The organism is Arthrobacter sp. NPDC093128 (assembly GCF_040683875.1).
GTDB lineage: Bacteria > Actinomycetota > Actinomycetes > Actinomycetales > Micrococcaceae > Arthrobacter.
This window is the reverse complement of record NZ_JBFBEY010000010.1, coordinates 144,457-168,125: the sequence shown is the minus strand read 5'-3', so window position 1 is coordinate 168,125 and position 23,669 is coordinate 144,457. Positions and strand designations below refer to the sequence as shown.

Annotated in this window: 24 protein-coding genes; 11 read left to right on the top strand and 13 right to left on the bottom strand. The window is 66.7% G+C overall.

Annotated features, from left to right (window positions below):
* Window positions 1-23 precede the first annotated feature (23 nt).
* The 4 genes from AB0N24_RS13810 to AB0N24_RS13795 form a co-directional block, all read right to left on the bottom strand.
* Window positions 24-341, bottom strand: a complete 318-nt coding sequence (locus tag AB0N24_RS13810; protein ID WP_364125053.1) for a Rieske (2Fe-2S) protein — start codon at window positions 339-341, stop codon at window positions 24-26.
* The gene (gene nirB / locus AB0N24_RS13805) at window positions 338-2,893 is read right to left on the bottom strand and encodes a nitrite reductase large subunit NirB (protein WP_364125051.1); all 2,556 of its coding nucleotides are present in this window, start codon (window positions 2,891-2,893) and stop codon (window positions 338-340) included. Before nirB ends, AB0N24_RS13810 begins: the two co-directional genes overlap by 4 nt.
* On the bottom strand, window positions 2,893-3,240 hold the full coding sequence (locus AB0N24_RS13800; protein WP_364125049.1) for a molybdopterin oxidoreductase: 348 nt from the start codon (window positions 3,238-3,240) through the stop codon (window positions 2,893-2,895). Before AB0N24_RS13800 ends, nirB begins: the two co-directional genes overlap by 1 nt.
* A 207-nt stretch (window positions 3,241-3,447) precedes the next feature.
* Window positions 3,448-5,109: an ABC-F family ATP-binding cassette domain-containing protein gene (locus AB0N24_RS13795; RefSeq protein WP_364125047.1), complete on the bottom strand. Its 1,662-nt coding sequence runs from the start codon at window positions 5,107-5,109 to the stop codon at window positions 3,448-3,450.
* A gap of 203 nt (window positions 5,110-5,312) precedes the next feature.
* Between AB0N24_RS13795 and AB0N24_RS13790 the strand changes: the two genes are divergently transcribed.
* Genes AB0N24_RS13790 through AB0N24_RS13775 form a run of 4 tightly spaced genes read left to right on the top strand, consistent with a single transcriptional unit; the run spans window position 5,313 to window position 8,455 of the window.
* The gene (locus tag AB0N24_RS13790; protein ID WP_364125044.1) at window positions 5,313-5,828 is read left to right on the top strand and encodes a histidine kinase; all 516 of its coding nucleotides are present in this window, start codon (window positions 5,313-5,315) and stop codon (window positions 5,826-5,828) included.
* Window positions 5,828-6,691 (top strand): DUF4097 family beta strand repeat-containing protein, encoded by an 864-nt coding sequence (locus AB0N24_RS13785; RefSeq protein ID WP_364125042.1) that lies wholly within the window; start codon window positions 5,828-5,830, stop codon window positions 6,689-6,691. The genes AB0N24_RS13790 and AB0N24_RS13785 overlap by 1 nt, the downstream gene beginning before the upstream one ends.
* Before the next feature lie 34 nt (window positions 6,692-6,725).
* Window positions 6,726-7,670: an ATP-binding cassette domain-containing protein gene (locus AB0N24_RS13780; RefSeq protein ID WP_364125039.1), complete on the top strand. Its 945-nt coding sequence runs from the start codon at window positions 6,726-6,728 to the stop codon at window positions 7,668-7,670.
* Entirely contained in the window at window positions 7,667-8,455 is a 789-nt protein-coding gene (locus AB0N24_RS13775) for an ABC transporter permease (protein WP_364125036.1), read from the top strand. The genes AB0N24_RS13780 and AB0N24_RS13775 overlap by 4 nt, the downstream gene beginning before the upstream one ends.
* A gap of 73 nt (window positions 8,456-8,528) precedes the next feature.
* On the opposite strand, the gene AB0N24_RS13770 is transcribed toward AB0N24_RS13775, so the two are convergent.
* The 3 genes from AB0N24_RS13770 to AB0N24_RS13760 are packed head-to-tail and all read right to left on the bottom strand — an operon-like array spanning window position 8,529 to window position 11,211.
* Window positions 8,529-9,404 (bottom strand): metal ABC transporter permease, encoded by an 876-nt coding sequence (locus tag AB0N24_RS13770; RefSeq protein ID WP_364125033.1) that lies wholly within the window; start codon window positions 9,402-9,404, stop codon window positions 8,529-8,531.
* Window positions 9,405-9,406: 2 nt separating this feature from the next.
* Window positions 9,407-10,234, bottom strand: a complete 828-nt coding sequence (locus AB0N24_RS13765) for a metal ABC transporter ATP-binding protein (RefSeq protein WP_364125030.1) — start codon at window positions 10,232-10,234, stop codon at window positions 9,407-9,409.
* Window positions 10,231-11,211 (bottom strand): metal ABC transporter substrate-binding protein, encoded by a 981-nt coding sequence (locus tag AB0N24_RS13760; protein ID WP_364125027.1) that lies wholly within the window; start codon window positions 11,209-11,211, stop codon window positions 10,231-10,233. The genes AB0N24_RS13765 and AB0N24_RS13760 overlap by 4 nt, the downstream gene beginning before the upstream one ends.
* A 162-nt stretch (window positions 11,212-11,373) precedes the next feature.
* Between AB0N24_RS13760 and AB0N24_RS13755 the strand changes: the two genes are divergently transcribed.
* The 5 genes from AB0N24_RS13755 (at window position 11,374) to AB0N24_RS13735 (ending at window position 15,844) form a co-directional block, all read left to right on the top strand.
* Window positions 11,374-12,132, top strand: a complete 759-nt coding sequence (locus AB0N24_RS13755; RefSeq protein WP_364125024.1) for a lysostaphin resistance A-like protein — start codon at window positions 11,374-11,376, stop codon at window positions 12,130-12,132.
* Between the two features lie 126 nt (window positions 12,133-12,258).
* On the top strand, window positions 12,259-12,699 hold the full coding sequence (locus tag AB0N24_RS13750) for a VOC family protein (protein WP_364125021.1): 441 nt from the start codon (window positions 12,259-12,261) through the stop codon (window positions 12,697-12,699).
* A gap of 21 nt (window positions 12,700-12,720) precedes the next feature.
* Window positions 12,721-13,674 (top strand): 1,4-dihydroxy-2-naphthoyl-CoA synthase, encoded by a 954-nt coding sequence (locus AB0N24_RS13745; protein ID WP_364125018.1) that lies wholly within the window; start codon window positions 12,721-12,723, stop codon window positions 13,672-13,674.
* Between the two features lie 27 nt (window positions 13,675-13,701).
* Window positions 13,702-14,865: an AMP-binding protein gene (locus tag AB0N24_RS13740; protein WP_364125016.1), complete on the top strand. Its 1,164-nt coding sequence runs from the start codon at window positions 13,702-13,704 to the stop codon at window positions 14,863-14,865.
* 97 nt (window positions 14,866-14,962) lie between these two features.
* Entirely contained in the window at window positions 14,963-15,844 is an 882-nt protein-coding gene (locus AB0N24_RS13735; protein WP_364125192.1) for a 1,4-dihydroxy-2-naphthoate polyprenyltransferase, read from the top strand.
* 43 nt (window positions 15,845-15,887) lie between these two features.
* Here AB0N24_RS13735 and AB0N24_RS13730 read toward each other — a convergent pair whose 3' ends face one another.
* The gene (locus tag AB0N24_RS13730; protein WP_364125189.1) at window positions 15,888-16,250 is read right to left on the bottom strand and encodes a DUF4229 domain-containing protein; all 363 of its coding nucleotides are present in this window, start codon (window positions 16,248-16,250) and stop codon (window positions 15,888-15,890) included.
* Window positions 16,251-16,409: 159 nt separating this feature from the next.
* Here AB0N24_RS13730 and AB0N24_RS13725 point away from each other — a divergent pair, with 159 nt between their 5' ends.
* Both AB0N24_RS13725 and AB0N24_RS13720 read left to right on the top strand, forming a co-directional pair.
* Entirely contained in the window at window positions 16,410-16,883 is a 474-nt protein-coding gene (locus AB0N24_RS13725) for a PLD nuclease N-terminal domain-containing protein (protein WP_364125013.1), read from the top strand.
* Window positions 16,884-17,457: 574 nt separating this feature from the next.
* Entirely contained in the window at window positions 17,458-18,417 is a 960-nt protein-coding gene (locus tag AB0N24_RS13720) for a hypothetical protein (RefSeq protein ID WP_364125010.1), read from the top strand.
* A gap of 78 nt (window positions 18,418-18,495) precedes the next feature.
* Here AB0N24_RS13720 and ccsB read toward each other — a convergent pair whose 3' ends face one another.
* From ccsB to AB0N24_RS13695, 5 genes are read right to left on the bottom strand one after another with little or no spacing between them, the layout of a single operon-like run.
* Window positions 18,496-19,635 carry a c-type cytochrome biogenesis protein CcsB gene (gene ccsB / locus AB0N24_RS13715; protein ID WP_364125007.1) on the bottom strand — a complete coding sequence of 380 codons (1,140 nt, stop codon included), beginning with the start codon at window positions 19,633-19,635 and terminating at the stop codon, window positions 18,496-18,498.
* On the bottom strand, window positions 19,635-21,482 hold the full coding sequence (locus tag AB0N24_RS13710; RefSeq protein WP_364125003.1) for a cytochrome c biogenesis protein ResB: 1,848 nt from the start codon (window positions 21,480-21,482) through the stop codon (window positions 19,635-19,637). The genes ccsB and AB0N24_RS13710 overlap by 1 nt, the downstream gene beginning before the upstream one ends.
* Window positions 21,482-22,237, bottom strand: a complete 756-nt coding sequence (locus AB0N24_RS13705; protein WP_011693118.1) for a cytochrome c biogenesis protein CcdA — start codon at window positions 22,235-22,237, stop codon at window positions 21,482-21,484. The genes AB0N24_RS13710 and AB0N24_RS13705 overlap by 1 nt, the downstream gene beginning before the upstream one ends.
* 16 nt (window positions 22,238-22,253) lie before the next feature.
* Window positions 22,254-22,856 (bottom strand): TlpA disulfide reductase family protein, encoded by a 603-nt coding sequence (locus AB0N24_RS13700; RefSeq protein WP_364125187.1) that lies wholly within the window; start codon window positions 22,854-22,856, stop codon window positions 22,254-22,256.
* A 50-nt stretch (window positions 22,857-22,906) separates the two neighbouring features.
* Window positions 22,907-23,572 (bottom strand): histidine phosphatase family protein, encoded by a 666-nt coding sequence (locus AB0N24_RS13695; protein WP_364125000.1) that lies wholly within the window; start codon window positions 23,570-23,572, stop codon window positions 22,907-22,909.
* Window positions 23,573-23,669: the final 97 nt, after the last annotated feature.

The following is a 23,669-nucleotide window of genomic DNA, read 5'->3' as shown; positions in this document are numbered from 1 at the left end:
GGAGTTATGCCGAATTAATTTCCCTACCTGGCCGAAGTTCTCAGAATAATATTCTGGTGATTATCGATTTGGACGTCATAGCTGGTCAAAGGTTCGGCGCCGGTGGTGGAGCAGCCGGTGTCCAGTCTGAAGGCGTTCTGATGCAGCGGGCACAGGACCAGGTCCCGGTCGATGGTGCCGTCCGCGATCGGACCGCCCTTGTGCGGGCAGACAGCGGACAGCGCCCGCAGGCTGCCGTCGCGGAGCCGGAACACCGCCACCTGTTCGCCGGCCACGCCGAACGCCCGGCCCTCCCCGAACGGGATCTGGTCCACGGAACCGAGGTTGTGACCGGCGTTCATCGGACCGGCACCTGGGGAAGCACCGTGAGCGGCAGCGACGTGCGGAACTGCCCGGGCGTGAGCGGATCGTCGCGCTCGGTCCACGGATCCACATAGCTGTCCACAGAGGCCTGCATGGCCGCGTCCAGGGCGGCCGCGATGCCCTCGGCGTCGTCCACCACCACGGCGCGGATGTGGTCGATGCCCACCCTGGGCACAAACGCGTAGGTCCGCTCCAGCCAGTTGGCGTTCTCCCGGTAGTACTGCATGAACCGGCCGGTCAGCACCTTCACCTCCTCGGGGTCGTCGACGGTGGCCAGCAGGTCACCCTTGCGGATGTGGGCGCCCGCCGCTCCCCCGACGTAGAGTTCCCAGCGGCCGCCCTCCACGGCCACTACGCCCACGTCCTTGACCAGCGACTCGGCACAGTTGCGCGGGCAGCCCGAGACAGCCAGCTTCAGTTTGGCCGGTGCCTCGATGCCCTGGAACCGTGACTCGATCTCGATCCCCAGCTTGGTGGAATCGCCGGTGCCGTAGCGGCAAAAGTCCTTGCCTACGCAGGTCTTGACCGTGCGGAAGCTCTTCCCGTACGCATAGCCGGACGGCATGTCCAGGTCGGCCCAGACCTGCGGCAGGTCCTCCTTGGGCACGCCCAGCAGGTCGATGCGCTGGCCGCCGGTCAGCTTGATCAGGGGGATGTTGTGCTTTTCGGCGACGTCGGCAATCCGGCGCAGCTGCTGCACGGACGTCACGCCGCCCTTCATCTGCGGAACCACGGAGAAGGTGCCGTCCCGCTGGATGTTGGCGTGCACGCGGTCATTGATGAACCGGGCGTCCCGCTCGTCGATGTATTGGTCCGCGAGCATCATCTTCATCAGGGACGCGAGGCCCATCTTGGATTTCGCGTCCTCCGCACTGCCGGGTGCGAGCGCGGCGAACACCGAGGATACCGAGCGCAGGCCCTGCTTGCGGATGGCTGCCATCAGTGACGCCTTGTCCAGCGGAATGCCGGGCACGTAGTAGCTGGCGGCGGGGTCCTCTTCCACGGCGCCGCCGGCGGCCCATTCCACCACCTGCTTCACCAGCAGCTTGCAGGACCCGCAGCCTTTGCCGGCCCGCGTGGCGTCCATTGCTCCGGCCACGGTGTTGCACCCGCCTTTGACCGTGTCCACGAGGGATCTTTTGCTGACGCCGTTGCAGTTGCAGACCTGGGCGTCGTCGTCGAGCTCGGCCACGCCCTGCTCCTCGGCGGGGCCGCCCAGGTCGAACATCAGCGAGATCCGCTCCTCGGGCAGGGGCAGCCCCTTGTCGAAGGCCTGGGTCAGGTACGCCACCTTGCGGCTGTCGCCGAGCAGGGTGGCGCCCACCATCTTGTTGTCCCGGATGACGATGGACTTGAACACGCCCCGGCTGGGCTCGGAGAACACGATGTGTTCGTCCGTCTCCCGTTCCGGGCCCTGCAGGCCCATCGACGCCACCTCGACGCCGGCAACCTTGAGTTTGGTGGCGATCCGGGAGCCGAGGTAGGCCGCGGTGGAGTCCGCGCCGGTGACGTGATTGGCGAGCACCACGGCCTGCTCCCACAGCGGCGCCACCAGTCCGTAGACCTCGCCGCGGTGCTGGACGCATTCGCCCACGGCATAGATGTCGTCCTCGTCCACCACGCGCAGCTGGTCATCCACCACGATGGCGCGTTCCACGTGAAGCCCGCTGAGCACGGCGATGTCCACGTTGGGGCGGATCCCGGCGGCCACCACCACCATGTCGCAGCCGATGTCCGGCCGGTCCCGCAGCCGCACGCCGATGACCCTGTCCGTGCCCAGGACGGCGGTGGTGCGGCTCCCGGTGTGCACCCGGATGCCCAGGGCCTCCACACTCCGGCGGAGGATGGCTCCGCCGTCGGGTCCCATCTGGGCGTTCATGAGGTGCCCGCCGGAGTGCACCACGTCGACGTCGATGCCGTGGCTCTGGAGCCCGCGCGCCGCTTCCAGTCCCAACAGGCCGCCCCCGATGACTACGGCACTGCGTTCTCCCTCCGGGGGACGATCCTGCTGAGCGTGCTGGACCATGTTGCGGGTGTCGTCGATGGTGCGGAACGTGAAGACCCCGGGCTTGATCGAACCGCTCGGCGTGTACAGGCCGTCCATGGGCGGCATGAAGGACTGGCTGCCCGTGGCGATGATCAGGACATCGTAGGGAACAACGTGGCCGTTGTTGGCGAAGACGTATTTGGTGAACCGGTCGATCCGTTCCACCCGGACGCCCGCGTGCAGGGTGATGTTGTTGTCCTGGTACCAGTGCAGGGAGTTCAGGAAGATGTCCGCGTCGCTTTCCTCGCCGGAGAGGACGTGGCTGAGCATGATCCGGTTGTAGTTGCCGTAGGGCTCGTCGCCGAACATGGTGATGGTGAACTGCTCGGCGCCGCCGCGGGCCAGGATCTCCTCGACGGCACGGGCACCGGCCATGCCGTTGCCGATCACCACCAGCCGGCGCCGGGCGGCCGGCTTGGCCTGGCGCCTGCGCTGGGTCTTGAGCTGCGTCTTGAGCTGCGTGTTGTCTGCGACGGACGTCATCAGTGTTCCACCATGCCCAGGTCGATGACCACGTACCCCGCAACGCCGTCGGCCGCCAGGAGGAACACCTCGATGACGGACCCGCCCTCGATGTCCTCCACCACCCGGAGCGGCACATGGACGTCGCTCTTGGCGCCGATGGGGAAATACCGCATGGGCACGCCGTCGCGCATCAGGACCACGGTGACCAGTTCGGAACTGGAATTGCCGCCCCGGAAGTAGAGGGCCTGGTTGATGATTCCGTCCGGAACGAAGTGCGCGAGCTCCCGGTGGATGGGGACGGGCTTCTCGAGTCCCGCTCCCTCGAAGGGGAAGACGCCCTGCAGGAAAAGGTTCTTGGTGATCACGGGACAGATCCTTTCGGCCGGCTGAGTAGGTCCCGGCGGCGGACCGCTGGGAGGCTACTTGAGCGTGGGAATCACTGACTCCCTTCCATCGTGCTCCGCGGTTGTTTCGGCCCTGCAGGCAGGGCGTAACGATCCCTTAACGCAAATCTCACCATTTTTCGAAGCTGCTTCCCGGGCCGCTTCCCGCGGCGGCCCAGGTGCCCGAAACTAGGCCAGCGCGCCTTCAGCCATCCCGTAGCGGAGCCAGCCTGCGCCGCCGGTGCTCCCGGCGGCGGACCGTGCGGCGCATTTACTGAACCATTCGCCCAAGGCGCGGTCGTGGCTGACCATGATCAGCGTTCCGCTGAATTCCGAAAGGGCCGCTTCCAGCTGCTCCACCAGCACGGGTGCCAGGTGGTTGGTGGGTTCGTCCACGAGCATCGTCTGGAATCCGCCGAGCAGGAGCCGGGCAAGGGCCAGCCTGCGCTGCTGCCCGGCGGAAAGGCTTCCGACCGGAACATGGAATTCCGTGGTCCGGAAGAGGCCCAGCCGCAGCAGCGCTTCCGCGTGCTCGTCGATGTTGCCGCCCAGGCCGGCGACGAAGGCCGGGAGAAGCCGCATCCCCGGACGGACCGGCGGTTCCAGCTCCTGCTGCAGATAGCCGATCCGGCCATGCCGCAGCACAGTGCCCGCCTCCGGTTCGAGGGTGCCGGCCAGCACGGACAGCAGCGTTGACTTCCCTGCCCCGTTGGGACCGGTGATCAGGATCTTCTGACCTGCCTCCACCCGGAAATCGGTCGGTCCCAGGCGGCCGGGCACCTGCACACCGCGCGCTTCCAGCGCCGGTCCCGCCGTGGCAGCGTCCTCGTCAGTCTCCCCCTGAAGGTCCACCGCCAGTTTTAGGGGAACCGGCGGCCGGTCAATGGGATTGGCTTCGAGCCGGCGCAGCCGCTCCTGGGCGTTGCGGACCTTGCTGGTGGCGGCCTGCTGCCAGGTGCCTGCCTTGAAGTCGAAGCCCATTTTGTCGCCGTCGCGGCGGCGGGCGTAGCCCATTTTCCCGGCCACGGTGTCCGCCTGAAGGCGCTCGGCAGCCATCGCGTCCAGCCAGCCGCGGTACTGCTGCACCCAGCGTTCCCGCTCGGCGGCCTTCTCCCGCAGATACCCGTCATAGCCGTTCCCATAGCGGTTGACCGCGCACCGCTCGGCGTCCACTTCGATGACGGAAGCGGCCACCTTGCGCAGCAGCGCGCGGTCGTGGGAAACCACGACGACGGTCCCCCGGTGAGCGGCCAGCCGCGCCTCGAGCCAGGCCGTGCCGCTGGCGTCCAAGTGGTTGGTGGGCTCGTCCAGCAGGAGGACGTCCGCAGGATCAGCCAGCACGCAGGCCAGGGCCACGCGGTGCTGCTCCCCGCCGGAGAGCGAACCCAGCGCCCGCTGCCGGTCCAGCCCGCCGAGGCCCAGTCGGTCCAGGGCCGCCTCCACCCGGGACTCGGCGGCGTAGCCTTCCCGGAGCTGGTACTGGGTCTGCAGGTCACCGTAGCGTTCCAGCTGTTCCTCGTCGGCATCGGCCAGGCCGGATTCCAGGCGGTCCAGTTCGGCCTCGATGGCGCGGAGCGACTCGAGTGCGTGGTCGATGGCGTTGCCCACGGTGAACGACGCCGGCAGGCCGGTGGTCTGGGCCAGGTAGCCGACGCGGCCGTGGTTCGCCGCCGTGCCCTCGTCCGGGGACTCAAGCCCGGCAAGGATCCGCAGCAGCGTTGATTTGCCGGCGCCGTTTTCGCCGACGACGGCCACGTGTTCACCGGCACCGATGGTCAGGTCGACGGCAGTGAAGAGCCGGCGGTCCCCATAGCCATGGGTGACGCCGGTCAGGGAAAGATGTTCAGTCAAGAGGAGTCCTCGCAGGTCCGCAGTGAATGGCGACAGCGCCGATATGTGTACTGGGAATGCAGCCGGAAAGAAGGGCCGCGCTTAGGACTTCATCGCTCCAGACTGCCCGGCGGAGGCGGACGAGTCAAGCCGCGACACCACGGTGACACCACCAATCACCAGAATGCATTGACGCGACACCATAATGGCGTCATAGTGGTGTCATGCAACTCAACCAATACGTAACCTCCGTCCAGCACCAGCTGGACGTTGCCGCCGAAGCCGGCGGCCCTGACGCCCGGGAACTCAGCGAACGCCTCACGGCCGCGCTCGAGTCCACCGTCCGGCTCGTCCTGCTCGAAGCCCTGTCCGACGCCGCCAGCGAGATCACCCTGGAGCTGGCACCGGCCTCAGTGGAGGTCAGGCTGCGGGGACGCGATCCCGAGTTCGTGGTCACCAACCCGCCCGCCGCCAGCGAGTACGAGGCGGTGGTGGAGCGGTCCAGCCAGCCTGCGCGGCAGGCCACCGAAGAGCTCGACGGCGCCAGCACCTCCCGCACCACGCTCCGGCTGCCGGATCACCTCAAGCAGCAGGTTGAAGAGGCCGCCGGCCTTGAAGGCCTGTCCGTGAACTCCTGGCTGATCCGGGCCGTGGCCGATGCCCTCAACGGCAGCCAAACATCACACCGAACCGCCCGTCGGGATCCCGGCGAGCAGACCTTCACAGGATGGGCACACTGATGGAAACCTTCGAGACACCCCAGCCAATCGCCGTCGTCGTGGACGTTTCGGTCCGCGCCGATATCTGGATCGTCGCCGGCAACCGCACCGACACCGTGGTCAACGTCCAGCCCCGCACCGCAACCCGCACCTTGGACGTCAAGGTGGCCGAGCAGACCACCGTGGACTATTCGGACGGACGCCTGCAGGTCAGGCTGCGTCCCCAGCGCCGCCACACCTGGTTCAGCGACGGGGGCGCCGTGGACATCACCGTTGAAGTGCCCATCGGCTGCAGCCTGGAGCTGAAGTCCGGCATGGGCGACCTCCGCTGCGAGGGCGAGTTCAGCTCGGCCGAGCTGAAGACCGAAATGGGCCACGTCCGCCTGGACCACTGCACGGACCTCAAGGTCCACACGGGCATGGGCGATGTGACCGTCGAACGCGTCGCGGGCCGGGCGGAAATCAAGACAGGCTCGGGCAAGATCCGCATCCGGGAGATCGACGGAATTGCCTCTGTCAAGAACGGCAACGGCGGCACGCACATCGTGGATGCCGCCGGCGAACTCCGCGTCAGTGCCGCCAACGGAGACGTCGCACTGGAACGGGCCGGTGCCTCAACAACGATCAAGGCCTCCAACGGCGACATCACCGTCGGCGAGGTCTCGCGCGGAACCCTCACCCTGCAGACCGCCGCCGGCTCCCTGGCCATCGGCGTCCGCGAAGGCAGCGCCGCGTGGCTGGACCTCAGCACCAAGTACGGGCGCGTCCGCAACGGACTCGACGCCACCACCGGGCCCGGCGAGACGGACGCCAAAGTGGAGGTCCGTGCCCGCAGCGCCTACGGCGACATCACCGTGCGGCGCTCCCCTGTTCCCACCAGGTAACCCAACCAGGCACGAACCCAGCAAAGGAAGAGTCATGGCAAGCACCACCTCTTCGGCCATCACTGTGGCCGGGCTGCGCAAGGCATACGGCAGCAAACAGGTACTCGAAGGCGTGGACCTCACCGTTCCGGCGGGAACCGTCTTTGCCCTCCTCGGCCCCAACGGCGCCGGCAAGACCACCATCGTCCACATTCTGTCCACCCTGATCTCCGCCGATGGCGGGGAGGTCGCCGTAGGAGGTTTCGACATCGTGCGCCAGGCCGATGAGGTACGCGGCAAGATCGGCCTCACGGGGCAGTTTTCGGCCGTGGACAGCCTGCTCACGGGCGAGGAAAACCTGGCCCTGATAGGCAGGCTCCGGCACCTTCCGGCGGCTGAAGTCAGGCGCCGGACGGCAGGGCTTCTGGAAAAGTTCGACCTGGTCGAGGCGGCCAAGCAGCCCCTTGCCACGTACTCGGGCGGCATGCGGCGGCGGCTCGACCTCGCCATGACCCTGATGGGCGATCCGGAGATCATCTTCCTGGATGAGCCCACGACGGGCCTGGATCCGCGGAGCCGCCGCACCATGTGGGAGATCATCCAGGGCCTCGTGGCCCGCGGCGTCACGATCTTCCTGACCACCCAGTATTTGGACGAAGCCGACCAGCTCGCGGACAGGATCGCGGTGCTGGACAAGGGCCGCATCGTGGCCGAGGGCACCCCTGCCGAGCTCAAGCGGCTGGTCCCCGGCGGGCACATCCGCCTCACCTTCGGTGACCTGGCCGCGTTGGAGCGGGCCGCCGTCGTGCTCGAACCGGACAACCGTGACGACGATTCCCTCACCCTGGAAGTCTCCGGCGACGACGGCGTCCGGTCCTTGAAGGACGTACTGGACCGCCTGGAGCGCGCCTCGGTGGAGGTGGCCGACCTGTCCGTCCACACACCCAACCTGGACGACGTCTTCCTCGCCCTCACCAGCCAGAAGGAGAACGCACGATGAGCACCCTCAGTTATGCCGCGTCCGACGCGACCACGATGCTGCGCCGGAACCTCAAGCACGTGGTCCGCTACCCCTCGATCCCGCTGTTCGTCGCGGGGACCCCGATCATTTTCCTGCTGCTCTTTGTGTATGTGCTCGGCGGGACGCTGGGTTCGGGTCTGGGCGGCGGCAGGGATGACTACCTCGCGTACATCGTGCCGGGCGTACTGATGCTCACCCTCACCGGGAGCGCGACGGGAACCGCCATCTCGGTGTCCACGGACATGACGGAAGGCATCGTTGCACGCTTCCGCACCATGGCGATCTCCAGGGGCGCCGTGCTCACGGGCCACGTCCTGGGCAGCCTCATCCAGACCATGGCCGCCATGCTGCTGGTGGCCGCCGTTGCCCTGCTGATCGGATTCCGGCCCACCGGGTCCCCGGCAGGCTGGCTCGGAGCCCTGGGCGTGCTGACGCTGATCGGCTTCTCCGTGACGTGGTTGTCCGTGGCCATGGGCATCAACGCCAAGAGCGTGGAAACAGCCAGCAACCAGCCCATGATCCTGTTGCTGATGCCGTTCCTTGGCAGCGGGTTCGTGCCCACGGATTCCATGCCCGAGGTCCTGCGCTGGTTCGCCGACGTGCAGCCGTTCACGCCGTTCATCGAAGCCGTACGCGGACTCCTGATGGGCACGCCCGTGGAGGCTGGCACCATGCTTGCGACGCTCATCTGGTGCGCAGTCTTCAGTGTGGGCGGGTACGTGTGGGCGCTGTGGCTCTACAACCGCAAGTCCGTCCGGGCGTAGGAAGCAGTGCGGGCCCGGGGCGTAACGCCCCGGGCCCGCACCGCCGTCGTACGTTCCGTCGCCGGACACAAACCTAGGCGGCGAGCGCCACAGCTTTCTTGCGGCGCGCTTTCGCCAGACGGGTGCCGATCAGGCCCTGGCGGGGGCTGAACAGGTAGACGACGGCGAAGATGGCACCCTCGGTGAGCACCACCATGGCGCCGGAGGCGGTGTCCAGGTAATAGCTGAGGTAGATGCCGGCGATGGAGCAGAGCGCCGAAATCACCGGGGCGATCACCAGCATGCGGGAGAACCGGTCCGTCAGCAGGTACGCCGTGGCTCCGGGGATGATCAGCATGGCCACCACGAGGACCACGCCCACGGTCTGCAGCGCCACCACCGAGGTGAGCGCCAGGAGGCCCAGCAGCAGCGCCCCCAGCCGTTTCGGGGACAGCCCGATGGCGTGGGCGTGCGTGGGATCGAAGGCGTAGAGCGTGAGGTCCCGCCGCTTGAGGATGAGGATGGCGAACGCCACCACTCCCAGCACCAGCACCTGGATGAGGTCAGGAATGCTGACGCCCAGCAGGTTGCCGAAGATGATGTGGTTGAGGTCGGTCTGGCTCGGTGTGACCGAGATAAGCACCAGGCCCAGGGCGAACAGCGAGGTGAAAACGATGCCGATGGCCGCGTCCTCCTTCACCCGGCTGGTGTTCCGGACCACCCCGATCAGGGTGACGGCGATCAGCGCGAAGACCAGCGCGCCCAAGGCGAACGGCGCCCCCACAATGTAGGCGAGGACCACGCCCGGGAGCACGGCATGGGACACGGCGTCGCCCATGAGCGACCAGCCGATCAGCACCAGCCAGCAGCTCAGCACGGCGCAGACAATGGCGGCGAGCGCCGTGGTGATGATGGCGCGGACCATGAAGTCGTAGCTCAACGGTTCAAGCAGCAGGTCGAAGAGATCCATGGTCAGTTCCTGCCCTGGTGGTTCGAGAGATCCTGCACCCGGCGGCCCGCGCCCGAAGGACCCGGGGCGTCCTCATCGGGGAGATCCTCGGTCGGGAGGTCCCGGTTGAGGACGTCCAGGCCGAACGCCATGGCCAGGTTCTCGGGCTGCAGGACCAGCTCGGGCGGGCCGTGCATCAGGACCTTGCGCATCAGCAGCACGGCTTCGTCGCACAGCTGGGGCAGGGCGTGGAGGTCGTGGGTGGAAATGAGGATGGTGCAGCCGTCCGAGGCGAGTTCACGCAGCAGGCGGGTGATGGTGGCTTCGGAGCGTTTGTCCACCCCGGCGAACGGCTCGTCCAGGAGCATCATGGTGGCGCCCTGGGCGATGCCCCGGGCCACGAAAGCGCGCTTCTTCTGGCCGCCGGAGAGCTGGCCGATCTGCCGGTTCGCGAACTCGGAGAGTTCCACCCGGTCAAGGGCAAGCTCGACGGCGGCACGGTCCGCCTTGGAGGGGCGGCGGGTGAAGCCCTGGTGCCCGTAGCGGCCCATCATCACCACGTCGCGGACGGACAGCGGGAACTGCCAGTCCACGTCCTCGCTCTGCGGGACGTAGCCGATGCCGCCCTCCTTGCGTGCCTTGGCGGGTGACTCACCGTTGATGAGGACGCGGCCGGCGTCGGGCTTGATCATTCCCATGATCACCTTGAACAGGGTGGACTTTCCGGAGCCGTTCATGCCGATCAGGCCGCAGATCCGGGCGGTGTCCAGGGTCAGCGACGCGGCGTCCAGCGCCAGGACCTCGCCGTAGTGGACGGTGACGTTTTCAACAAGGATGGCCGGGTTGCTCATGATGCCGCCCCCGCCGGGGCACTAACCAGTGCTTCGGTGATGATCTTGGAGTCGTGCCGGATGAGCTCCAGGTACGTGGGGACGGGGCCGTCCGCCTCGGAGAGCGAGTCCACGTAGAGGACGCCGCCGAATTTCGCGCCCGTGGCTACCTCCACTTGGCGCATGGGGGCATCGGAGACCGTGGACTCGCAGAACACGGCAGGCACCTTGTTGGCCTTGACGAATTCGATGGCCCGGGCGATCTGCTGCGGCGTGGCCTGCTGCTCGGCGTTGACAGCCCAGATGTAGACCTCGCGGAGGCCGGCGTCGCGCGCCAGGTAGGAGAAGGCCCCCTCACAGGTCACCAGCGCCCGCTGCGCCTCGGGAACGGAGGCGAGCTTCTGCACCATTTCGTCCTTCACGGTCTGCAGCTTGGCCTTGTAGGCCGCACCGTTCGCCTCGAAGGCGGACGCGTTGTCGGGGTCGAGCTTCGAGAACGCCTTCACCATGTTGTCCACGTAGATCTGGACGTTGACCGGCGACATCCACGCGTGCGGGTTCGGCTTGCCCTGGTAGGAGTCTTCGCTGATGGACATGACTTCCACGCCTTCAGAGACCACGGCGTGCGGAACATCCAGGCCCTCAACGAACTGGGCGAACCAGGCTTCCAGGTTCAGGCCATTGTCCAGGATCAGATCGGCCTTGGCCGCCTTGCGGATGTCCCCTGGAGTGGGCTCATAGCCGTGGATTTCGGCGCCGGCCTTGGTGATGGACTCGACCTGCAGCTTGTCCCTGGCCACGTTCTGCGCGACATCCGCCAGCACGGTGAAGGTGGTCAGCACCACGGGTTTCTCACCCCCTGACCCTTGGCCGGGGGCGGCACCCCCGCACGCGGCTAGGGACAGGCAGAGGAAAACGGCGACGACGGCGGCTCCGGCAGTGCGAAGGCCCTCGGTTCGGCGGACTACTTTGGCGCACCGAAACAGAAATTTAGGCATACCGAATATTGTACTGGGCGCCTCCTCGCGGCTGCAACGTCGCTGCTTCACACGCCGACGAACTGACACGCATCTGCCGACCCAGCTGACTCGCAGTTAACGTCGTCATTCTCCGTTTTCACGACGCCTACTGCGAGTCAGTTGGGAAGCTAGGCTGGAGATATGGGAACAGCTGTCCGCAATTCCCCGGCGCCACAGCCGGAGCTCTATCGTTTTTCCGCGCTCGACTACACCACCGTGGGGCTCTACGTGGCCGTGGCGGCACTCTTTGCCGTGGCAGGATCGCTGCTGCAACCGCTGCTGCAGCTCTCCCCGGACCCCACTATTGCCGTGTACTCGGTGAACCTGCTGTTCTACGGCGTCGTCGGTGTCCTGGCCTTGGCTGCCGCCCGCCGGGTTGTCTCCCGGGACCTCCGCGTCCTGGCCACCAGGCCCTGGTTCACGCTGATCATGATTCCTGTCGCGGTGGTGGCCATGCTGATCCTGACGGCCCTGCTGGTGGCCCTCACCGGACCGGTGCAGGGCTCCGCCAACCAGGCCAATGTCCAGGCGCTCGTCCAACAGGTGTCGCCGTGGCTGATTGTGCCGCTGCTGGTCATCGTGGGTCCGTTCGTGGAGGAGTACATCTTCCGCCACCTGCTGATCGGCAAGCTCAGCCGCCGCCTCAACATCTGGGTGTGCTGCATCCTGTCCACGGTCCTTTTCGCGGCGCTGCACATCGTGGGCCAGGAAACCCTCACGCTTCCGGTGCTGATGCCGTACCTGGCCATGGGCGCCACGCTGGTGTTCGTGTACGTGTGGACCGGGAAGAACGTGATGTTCTCCTACTTCGTCCATGCCGCCAAGAACCTGCTGGCCGTGGTGTTCATCTACGCGATCCCGCCCGAACTGATGGAGCAGCTGCAGCAGGTCCAGCCCTAGGTTGAGGGACAGGCCGCGGAGCGTGAGCGTAAGGGTGCCGCGCGCCCTGCCCGGGCGCGCTGAACCCGGACCGGAACTGTCCGCAGACCTCTTCCGGCGGGAACACCGCCGTCGTACTTTTGACCCATGGGACTCAACATTCAGATAGCGATCGACTGCAGCAATCCGCACGAACTGGCGGACTGGTGGGCGGAAACCCTGGACTGGGCGGTGGAACCGCAGGATGAAGCGTTCATCCGCTCCATGATCGAGCAGGGGTTTGCCACCGAAACCGAAACGAAGACCCATAACGGCAGGCTGGTGTGGGCTGCCGGCGCAGCGATCCGGCCGGTCGAGGAACTCGAAGCCAAGGCACCCGCCCGCCGCCTGCTGTTCCAGACCGTGCCGGAAGCGAAGACCATAAAAAACCGGGTGCATTGGGATGTCCGCCTTGACGGCAGGGACAAGGATGAGGTCCGCGCGGAGCTTGAGGCACGCGGCGCAAAATTCCTGTGGACCGCCAGCCAGGGGCCGCACGAATGGCACACCATGGCGGACCCCGAGGGCAACGAGTTCTGTATCAGCTGAGGCGATTACTAGACTCGGTCTGTGAGCAACGAATTCCCAGCCAAGGTATCCGACGTCTTTAAACCCTCCCGGTGGCGCACCGTGGCCGGCTTCGACGACTTCCAGGACATGACCTACCACCGGCAGGTTGAGCGGGACTCGGACGGCGCCGTGCTGCGGGACCTGCCCACGGTCCGCATCGCCTTCAACCGCCCGGAGGTCCGGAACGCGTTCCGCCCGGGCACCGTTGACGAGCTCTACCGCGCCATGGACCATGCCCGTATGACCCCCAACGTGGCCACGTTGCTGCTCACCGGCAACGGGCCGTCACCCAAGGACGGCGGGCACTCGTTCTGCTCGGGCGGGGACCAGCGGATCCGCGGCCGTGACGGGTACCGCTATGCGGAGGGCGAGACCAAGGAGACCATCGATCCCGCCCGCGCGGGCCGCCTGCACATCCTGGAAGTCCAGCGGCTCATGCGCACCATGCCCAAGGTGGTCATCGCCGTCGTCAACGGCTGGGCGGCCGGCGGCGGGCACTCGCTGCACGTCGTTTCCGACCTCACCATCGCCTCGCGCCAGCACGGCAAGTTCAAGCAGACGGACGCCACCGTAGGAAGTTTCGACGCCGGCTACGGCTCCGCGCTGCTGGCACGCCAGATCGGCCAGAAGGCCGCCCGCGAAATCTTCTTCCTGGCCCGCGAATACTCGGCCGAGGACATGGTCCGGATGGGCGCCGTGAACGAAGCCGTGGACCACGAACGGCTCGAGGAAGTGGCCCTGGAGTACGCGGCGGACATCGCCCGGCAGTCGCCGCAGGCCATCCGCATGCTCAAGTTCGCCTTCAACCTTGCCGACGACGGCCTGGCCGGGCAGCAGGTGTTCGCCGGCGAAGCCACCCGGCTGGCGTACATGACGGACGAGGCCGTGGAGGGCAAGGAAGCCTTCCTCGAGAAGCGCGATCCCGACTGGTCCCAGTTCCCGTACTACTTCTAAGCCCGCACTACTCCTAAGGCAGCCCCTGTGACTTCCCAGCCCCCGAACTTCGAACCCGCAAACCTCGATTCTGCCCTGCGGGCCTTGGCGGACGCCCTCCACGGCGAGGGCCCCGCCGTCGAACTTTCCGCCGACGCTGACGGCAACATTGTGGTTTCCGCCGTGGAGACTCCCGGCTTCGAGGACGCCGCCGTGGTGGTGCGTACTTCCGGTTCCACCGGCGCGCCCAAGGCGACGGTCCTCACCGTGGAGGCTCTGGCGGCGTCGTCCGTGGCCACCGCGTTCGCACTCAAGGGCGAGGGCCAATGGCTGCTCGCACTCCCCCTGCAGTACGTTGCCGGGGTGCAGGTCCTGGTGCGCTCCCTCTTCGCCGGCACCCGGCCGTGGGCCATGGACCTCTCCGCAGGGTTCACGCCGGAAGCGTTCACCGCGGCTGCCAAGGAGCTCACGGACAAGATCCGCTTCACGTCGCTGGTGCCCACTCAGCTGCAGCGGCTGCTGGACGCACCGTCGGCTGAAACGCTGGCCGTGCTGCGCCGGTTCAACGGCATCCTGCTCGGTGGCGGCCCCGCCTCTCCGGAACTGCTTGATGCGGCCCGTGACGCCGGCGTCCGCGTGATCACCACCTACGGTTCCGCGGAGACCTGCGGCGGCTGCGTGTACGACGGCTTCCCGCTCGAGGACGTCCTGGCACGGGTCGACGGGGACGGCAGGATCCTGCTGGGCGGCGCCACCCTGGCCGCCGGCTACCTCGGCGAAGCCGGACCGGCAGCCGACGACTTTTTCGAGGAGGACGGCGTCCGCTGGTACCGCACCGGCGACCTCGGCTCCATCGACGCCACCGGGAAGCTCACCGTGCTGGGCCGCGCCGACGACGTCATCATCACCGGAGGCGTGAAAGTTTCCGCCACGCACGTGCAGGCCGAGCTGGAAAAGCTCGACGGCGTGACGGCGGCCTTCGTGGCAGGTGTCCCCTCGGAAGAGTGGGGCCAGGCCGTGGCCGCATACGTTGCAGTGGAGGACAGCTCCCCCGCCGGCATCGAGGGTTTCACCGCGAAGCGGCACGATGGCCTGGGCCGGCTGGCTCCGAAAACCGTCCTCGCTGCCGGCGAGCTGATGATGCTGCCCAACGGCAAACCGGACCGGCTGGGCATGACTGTTCTGCTGGACGCGCTGCATCAGGGAAAATAGAGAAGCCCCGCCCCGGCCAAAGGGCCGGAGCGGCAGGATTTCGGCGGGTTTACCCCTCCGCACTGAAATGAACAACGAAGCAATCGGAGTACTGACCGTGGCCACAGCCGCACAATGGATCCAAGGCGCCCGACCGCGCACCCTGCCGGCTGCCATCGCACCGGTCCTGATCGGCACCGCCGCGGCCTTCGAGATGGACGCCTTCAAGCCGCTCAACGCCGTCCTGGCCGCGTTTGTGGCCCTATTGCTCCAGGTCGGCGTGAACTACGCCAACGACTACTCGGACGGGATCCGCGGCACCGACGAGGACCGTGTGGGGCCCCTTCGCCTGGTGGGCTCGGGCGCTGCGAAGCCCGAGATGGTGAAGCGGGCGGCGTTCGCCGCGTTCGGGCTGGCCATGCTGTTCGGCCTGGTCCTGGTGGTCATTACCCAGGCGTGGTGGCTAATTCTGGTGGGCCTCGGCTGTGTCCTGGCCGCCTGGGGGTACACCGGCGGCAAGAACCCGTACGGCTACATGGGCCTGGGCGACGTGTTCGTGTTTGTGTTCTTCGGCCTCGTGGCCACCCTGGGCACCACGTACACGCAGGCGGGGCAGCTCAGCCTGGCCGCCATCATCGGGGCAATCGGCACCGGCCTGATCGCGTGTGCGCTCCTGATGGCCAACAACGTCCGGGACATCCCCACGGATATCCAGGCCGGCAAGAAGACCCTGGCCGTGCGGCTCGGTGACAAGCACGCCCGCGAAAGCTACGTCCTGATGCTGGCCGTGGCCATCCTGCTGGTGGTGGTCCTGGCACCCGCACGCCCGTGGATGCTCATTGTGCTGCTGCTGATCCCGGCCAGCCTGATGCCGTCATGGCTGATGATCAACGGCCGGAAGCGCAAGAGCCTCATCCCCGTCCTCAAGCAAACGGGCCTGATCAACCTGGGCTACAGCGTGCTGTTCTCCGTGGGCCTCGTCCTGAGCCACGGGCTGTAGGGATACAGCCCGTGGCTCAGGCGGGGTGGGCCGCCGGGCGAGCTCAGGCGTCCTTGCGGGGAGTTTCTTCTTTGCTGGGAGCTTCAGTACGGGGAATTTCCGTACGGGGAGCTTCGGTGCGGGGAATCTCCGAACGGACCGTGATGTCCGGGTTGGCGTCCACCAGGGTGTCCTCGGCGTCGGCGTCTTCCACCTCGCCGGCGGTGCGGATGGGCTTGGCCCGGCCGGAGAAGCGCTCATGCAGGCTGGCCGTAGCGGCGTCGCGCTGCTTCTGGAAGAACAGGTAGCTGATGGCGAAGGCAATCAGGCCGGCAAAGACTGCGGCCAGCAATATTCCCACCTCGAGGAAGCTGAACAGCACGAGCAACGGCACGAACAGCGCCAGACGGATCAGGGAGTATTTCATAAAAGCCACGGTTCAAGTTTAGCCGTCCGGCGTCGAAGCCCCCGCCAGTTGTGCGGTGGAGCCCCTGCCCGGGAGGGAGCCCGCCGGTATGCGGCCGGGCCCGGCAGGCGAAACATCGGGAGGGCAGTGCTGCAGGCGTCCGGACGGTAGACTAATGGTATGCCCCGTGTATTGGTCGCCGTCGCCGTTCTAGCCATATACGTCTATGGCATCGTGGACGTGATCCGCACTGAAAAGCACCTCACGAGGGGTATCTCCAAGACTGCCTGGATCATCGTCGTTGCTGTCCTGCCGGTCGTGGGTGCGGCACTGTGGTTCATCATCGGACGGCCGCGCGGGAGCCGCCCCGCCGCCCAGACCTACAGCCACACCGTCGCGCCGGATGACGACCCCGATTTCCTGCGCAACCTCGAAATCCGCCGCCGCAACCAGGCCGAAGCGGACCGCCTGAAGAAGCTCAAGGACGAACTCCAGGCCAAAGAGCATAAGCTCAACGGCGGTGCTTCCGGCACGGGCGGATCAGGCGAGGGCAAAGGCAAGGGAAGCCAGAACGGCAGCCACCGGGGCGACAAGCACTCCGAAGAATCACACCACCCCGAGACCGACTCCCACGGCACGGACGAGGTCAAGTAAGCCGCTTGAGTGGGCCCGGTCGCGTAAGCCTGTTCAAGTAAGCCCGCTTCGGTGGCAGCAGGTTTCCGCCGTGCCCGGCGCCCTGAACAAGCCGGCGCTAAGACTCCATGCGTGCTAAGACTCCATGGCGTTAAGAATCCATCAAGAATGCGGCAACAACGCACCGCAGTGCAGTCCGCGGATGTTTGATGAATTTAGTGGACTCTCGCATGCGGAGCACGTAATGCAGCGAGCCGAGTGCAGACAGCCGAATGCAGCGAGCCCCCGAGCCAGGCGTAAGGAGCCCTGCCATGACCAACGACACTGCCGAGGCGGTCCTGTTCTTCGTGGGCATGGCCGTGCTGCTGATTGTCCTGGTGGTCACCCTCATCCGGTCCACAAAGTAGAGCCGCCCTCGTTCCCCATTTGCCACTAGTGGCCGCTATTCTCCACGCATAGCGGCCATTACTGGCTAAACGGCGGCGCCTGGAGAATCGCCGCCGGCCGCCAGCCGCGGCAGTCCGGAACCTCCACCTGTCCTCCACATTGCCGCGGGGCTGTGGGGGCCGTCCTGCTACGGGGTCAAAATGCTCCTATGCACCTTCCCTCCGAGCTTCCGCAGGACCTTCGCCACGGTCCGTTCACTGTGGCGCAGGCCCGGTCCGCGGGCCTGACGAGGCGGCGCCTGAGGGCAAGCGACCTGGTTCAACCTTGTCGCGGGGCACGCGTTTCAGCACTGGCCGGGGATACGTTGCTGCTTCGCGCCACCGCCCTCGTCGCTGTCACTGGAGCGGTGGTCAGCCATCTTTCAGCGGCCGCGCTGTGGGGGTTCCCGCTGCCGCTGAACCTCCGGAACATCGACGTCGTCCATCTGACGTGCAGTCCGGGCCAGCGAGCCGTCCGGCGGAAGGGTGTGGTGGGCCACCGGCTGATACTGGAGCCTGCGGAAATCACCAGCGGACGGCACGTGCAATGCACCTCTCCCCTGCGGACGTGGTTCGACCTTGCGGGAATCCTTGGTCCCGATGACCTTGTCACAGCCGGCGATTTCCTGTTCCGACGGAGGAATCCGCTCGCCACTCTTGCCGAGCTGGACGACTTCCTGTCCAGCAAGACCGGTAAGCCCGGCTATCGCAGGGCCATGCGGGCACGTGCCTTGCTGCGGACACGGACGGACTCCCCCAAGGAGACGGAAGTCAGGCTGCTACTGCGTCGCCATGGCCTTCCCGAGCCGGCCATCAACGTGCCCATGCTTGACGCCTCCGGCAGGTGGATCCAGGACCCGGATATGTCCTATGAGCGGGAAAAGGTCGCCATCCAGTACGACGGCGGCCACCACGCCTCACCTGCTCAACGCCGCAGCGACATCTGCCGGGACGAGGATGCCAAGGAGGCGGGATGGCGGGTAGTGGTGCTGACCCAGAGCGACCTCGATCCCTTCGCACCCGGCACTGAGCCCCGGGCCGTGACCCGTGTCCGCAAAGCGCTCGTGGAGCGTGGCTGGGCACCTAAAGCTTCCCCCCGTCGTCGGCCATCCGACAGCAATGGCCGCTAAGCGGGTGGCTTAGCGGCCATTAGTGGCAAATCGGGCAGAAATCGCGCACAGGGGGAACGCAGAGAAGGCGCCCCCTGCCTACAGCCCCGAGTAGGAGTGCAGGCCGTTGAAGAACTGGTTCACGATGGTGAAGTTGAAGATCACGCAGAGGTAGCCCACGATCGACAGCCACGCGGCGCGTGTGCCGGTCCAGCCGCGCGTGGCCCGGGCGTGCAGGTAGCCGGCGTAAACCACCCAGATCACGAACGTCCAGACTTCCTTGGTGTCCCAGCCCCAGAACCGGCCCCATGCCTTCTCGGCCCAGATGGCACCGAACATCAGCGTGAACGTCCAGCCGACGAACGCGACAGCGTTGATGCGGTAGGACAGGTTCTCGAGGCTCAGCGCCGAAGGCACCAGGCGCATGAAGCCCAGCTTGTCCCCGCCGCCGGCCGCGATGGTCTTCTGCCGGTGGGCCTGAACCAACTGCAGGGCGGACATCGCGAAGGTCAGAGTGAAGAGCGCGGAGGAAATAACGGCGATGGAGACGTGGATGATCAGCCAGTAGCTCTGCAGCGCCGGCACCAGGTGCCCCACGGGCGTCCAGTAAGCCACGGACGCGGCCACGAGCATGATGATGGCCAGGCCGATCACAAACGTGCCCAGGAAGCGCAGGTCGCGGCGGATCAGCACCAGCAGGAAGACCGCAACCGCCACGAAGGCGCCGGTGGTCAGGAATTCGTACATGTTGCCCCACGGCACCCGGCCCGAACCGATGGCACGGGTGACCACGCCCGCACCGTGGATCAGTGCGCCCAGCACGGTCAGGGCAACTGCAACGCGGGCAGGTACGCGGCGTTCGGCGGCGTAACGCATTCCGGCGTCGGCCGTCTGCCCGGCACCGCCCGCGGCGCCATTGGACAAACCACCCGTTGCCGACGACGGCCGCTCGGCGCGGCCTATCGGCCCGCTGACGTCCGAATCGGCCCGGTCGACTGCGGGACGGTCAACAGCTGCACGGTCGACGGCGGCCCCCACCCCTGCACCGACCGGGACCTTGGCCGTTGCGGAGTCTGACGCACCCGCCGCGGCAGCAGCCTTGAGGTCCACTGCGCGCAGCGCCTTGCTGCTCTTGGCCAGGTCCCACGCGAAGGCGATAAAGGCCACCGTGTAAGTGCCGGCCGCCAGCAGCATAAAGAGCTCGCTGTACTGGCCCATGGTTTCGTTGATGGGGAACATTACTGGTCCTTCTTCGACTCGGGTGAGCCGGCTGTTGACTGGATGAAGTCTTCTGTGGGCGTGTCCGTGGCGGCCTCGTTTTTGCCGCTGCCGGCCTTGCTGCTGTCCGTGGGGACGACGCCGGCCGGGACACTCCCCGCCGGGCCATTATCCATCTGCCCGCTGGGAGCATTCTGGGAGTCCAGGTCCCATTCGTCCGTGAGGAGTGAACGGATCGCCGCCGCCTCTGCGGCGAGGCGGTGGTCCTCGCCGCGGGCCAGAAGCCCGTACTCCACCATGGTGCGGCCGTCCTCATGCGTGCCTGTGCGAACCCAGACCCGGCGGCGGTTCACGTACAGCGAGGTCACCAGCCCGGCCACGGCCAGCAGCGCGAAGATCAGGGCGTACAGCTGGCCCGGGTTGTGGTGGATGTCCACGCCGATGTAACGCTTCACGCCGTCGAAACTGATCGAGCCCTTGCCGTCCGGGAGCGTGTAGGTGCTGCCGGGAGCCAGGGTGATGCCGCCGGCGTCGAGGTTCCGGGCGTTGAGCGGCGTCAGCTTCTTCACGTCGAGTTCGAAGACGTTCTGCGGGGAGCCGTTGTCCAGGCCAAGGTCGCCGAAGTATGAGTTCAGGGTGAGCTGCGGGTTGATGAGCTCCGGATCACCGCTAAAAGAGACGCCCTTCTCGGTGACGAACGCGGTGGGCAGGAAGAACCCGGCGAAGCCGAGCTGGTCCGGCTTGGCGTCCGGGACCTTGATCACCACGGAGGAGTAGTAGTTCTCGCCCTGCAGCTTCGCCACCACCGGCCCCTGCATCGCAACATTCCCGGCGCCGTCGCGGACGGTCACAACCGGGGCGTAGCCGTTGCCGGTCAGGTAGACGCTGGTGCCGCCGAGGCTCACGGGATCGTTGACCTTCAGCACCTGCTTCTCCGCAGGCGCGTCCGGGGTATCCCGCGTGGTCACGTCCGCCTTGAAATCGATGGGCTGGCCGAACTTGCCCTTCGATTCACGGTCGAACGTGATCTGGAACTTGTCCAGCTGGATGGAGTACGGCTGGAGCTGGCTGCTTTGGAAATTGGAGCCTGGGGTGAACTGGTCGTAGCCCACCAGCGTGTTCACGAACGTGTCGCCCTCCACCAGGATCCGCTGACCGCTGTAGCCAAAGAGCCCGCCGGCCGCCACGGACACCAGGACGCCGATCAGGGATGTGTGGAACACCAGGTTTCCCACTTCCCTCAGGAAGCCGCGCTCGGCCCCCAAAGAGGGCCGCGCACCGTCGTCGTCCCTCACGTCAACGCGGTAACCGCGCTTCTTCAGCTTCGCGGCAGCGTCCGCAATGGCGGCCGACGCCGGGATCCCGGCATCCGGGGGGATCACCAGCGTGCCGTACTCGGGCAGGCGGGACAGCCTCGCCGGAGTACGCGGAGGCTGGGAGCGCATGGCCTTGTAGTGGGCGATCGCGCGGGGAACCACGCAGCCGATCAGCGAGATGAACAGCAGGATGTAGATGGCGGAGAACCACGCCGAGGAGTAGACGTCGTAGAGCTGGAGGGAGTCCAGGATCTTGCCGTAGTCCGGGTGGTCCGCGATGTACTGCGTGACGATCGACGGGTTCGCGGGGCGCTGCGGGAACAGCGATCCGGGCACCGCGGCAACGGCCAGCAGGAGGAGCAGGAACAGCGCTGTGCGCATGCTGGTGAGCTGGGTCCAGGCCCAGCGGAGCATGCCCAGGGGCCCCAGCACCGGAAGGGCAGCTTCGGCCTTGGCCTGGGCCACGGGAGTCGCTGCTCCGGTCTTGCCGCGTTCCGGTGCTGTTTCCTCCGGGGCAGGGGACTTCTTCTGTTTGTTCACTCGCTCGCTCATCAGATCGGCAATTTCACGTCGGTTTGGAACCAGTACTGCAACCCGGAAACCCAGGCGCCCCACACTCCGCTGGCCATCAGCAGGCCCAGCACCACCAGGATGCCGCCGCCGATCCGCTGGATAGCGAGCCGGTGCTTGCGGAAGAAGGACATCACGCCGACGCCGCGGCGCACGGCCAGGGCGATCAGCAGGAACGGGATGCCCAGCCCGAGGCTATAGACGAAGGCCAGGAAGGCGCCCTTGGCGGCCGAGGACCCTCCGGACATGCTCAGGAGCTGGACGGCGGAGTAGGTGGGACCGATGCACGGCGCCCACCCCAGGCCGAAGGTGATGCCCAGCAGCGGCGCGCCCCACAGCCCGGCGGGCGGCTTGGCATGGATCTTGGCGTCCCGCTGCAGCCAACTGAATCCGCCCATGAACACCACGCCCATGATGATCACCAGGATGCCCAGCACCTGCGTGATCCAGGCATTCTGACCGCCGCTGATCATCGACCCCAGCTGGCCGAACGCCCCGCCCAGCAGGACGAAAATCACGGAGAAGCCGAGCACGAACAGGCCGATGCCGGCCAGCATCCGGCCGCGCTTCTGCTTCTCCAGGTCCACGCCGGTCAGTCCGGTGACGTAGCCCAGGTACCCCGGCACCAGCGGCAGGACGCACGGGGAGAGGAAGGACACGAGTCCGGCCAGCAGCGCCACCGGGATGGCAAGCAGCAGCGAACCGTTGAGGATGGCTTCGGCGAAGGGGCTGTTCACGGTGAGGGCGCCGCCGTCACTCTGCCACGGCGGCGGTAATAAGGGCCTTGAGCGTGCCCTTTTGGATTTCGCCCAGGACGCGGGACGCAACCCGGCCCTGCTTGTCCAGCACCAGCGTGGTGGGCACAGCACCGGGAGGCACCAGCCCGGAGACGGCCAGGAGCACGCCGCCGTCCTTGTCATGGAAGCTGGGGTAGGTCAGGTCGAAGGTCTTGTCGAACGCCTCGGCGGCAGCCTTCTCGTCGCGGAGGTTCACGCCGTAGAACTGCACGCCCTGCTCCTTGAACTCCTGGTGCAGCGCTTCCAGCGACGGCGCTTCGACGCGGCACGGCGCACAGGCAGCGAACCAGAAGTTGAGGACGGTGACTTTTCCGACGAAGTCCGCGGGCTCCACGGTGGTTCCGTCGAACAGGGTTCCCTTGATGCTGACGGCGGATTTGCGGTCCGCGGCAGCGAACTCGGTCACGGACCCGTCGCCGGCCACATAATTCTTGTTGTCCCCCGCCTTGGCCTGTTTGGCCAGGGCGTCTTCCTGCGCACACCCGGAAAGGCCCAGTGTCAGGGCGGCCAGACCCAGGCCGCCGGCGGCGAGGACGCTGCGGCGGGAGGCCGGGCGCATCGCCTTGCTGCCTTCGTAGACTCCGTTGTTGGTCTTGGATCCGGCCACGCTCAGGCCCCCGGGGTGCTGGAGGCGCCGGGCAGAAGGGCGGCAGCGGGCTCGCTGTAATCCACGCGCAGCAGGGTGCCGTCGTCGTCGAACACCAGCGAGGTGAGGGAGGTGAGTGTGCATTCGCGCTTGCGCGGATCGTGCCAGAGGGGCCTGCCCTCGGCGCTCAGCCGCGTGGACCAGATGGGGAGCTGATGGCTGACAAGGATGGCCTCGGCGCCGTCGCCACCCAGTTCGATAGCACGCAGGCGTGCGTCCTGGACCGCGGCGATGACGCGGGCGGCCTGGTCTTTGTAGGGCTCGCCCCACGACGGAATGAACGGGTTGCGCAAGTGCGGCCAGTGCTTGGGCTTGAGGAGTTCGGCCTTGTTGACCCTGAGGCCTTCGAAGTGGTTGCCGGCCTCGATGATGCGGTCCTCGGTGTTGATTTCGAGGTGCAGCGCTTCGGAGATGGGGCGGGCTGTTTCCTGTGCCCGGGTCAGCGGCGACGCCACCAGATGCACGATTTTGGCCCCCTGCGCGGCGCGGTCGCTGAAGTGCACGGCGAGCGTCTTGGCCATCTGCTGTCCGAGTGCGGAGAGGTGGAATTCCGGCAGCCGTCCGTAGAGGACGCCGTCCGGATTGTGGACCTCGCCGTGGCGAAGGAGATGAACAGTGGCTTGGGGCATGTTTACCAGTTTCTCAAAGATGTCGGGTGATCTGAAATCTTCTACAAGAAGTAGAACTGGGACGTTTGAAGAAATGTTCCCAGGAGTTGGAATAAAA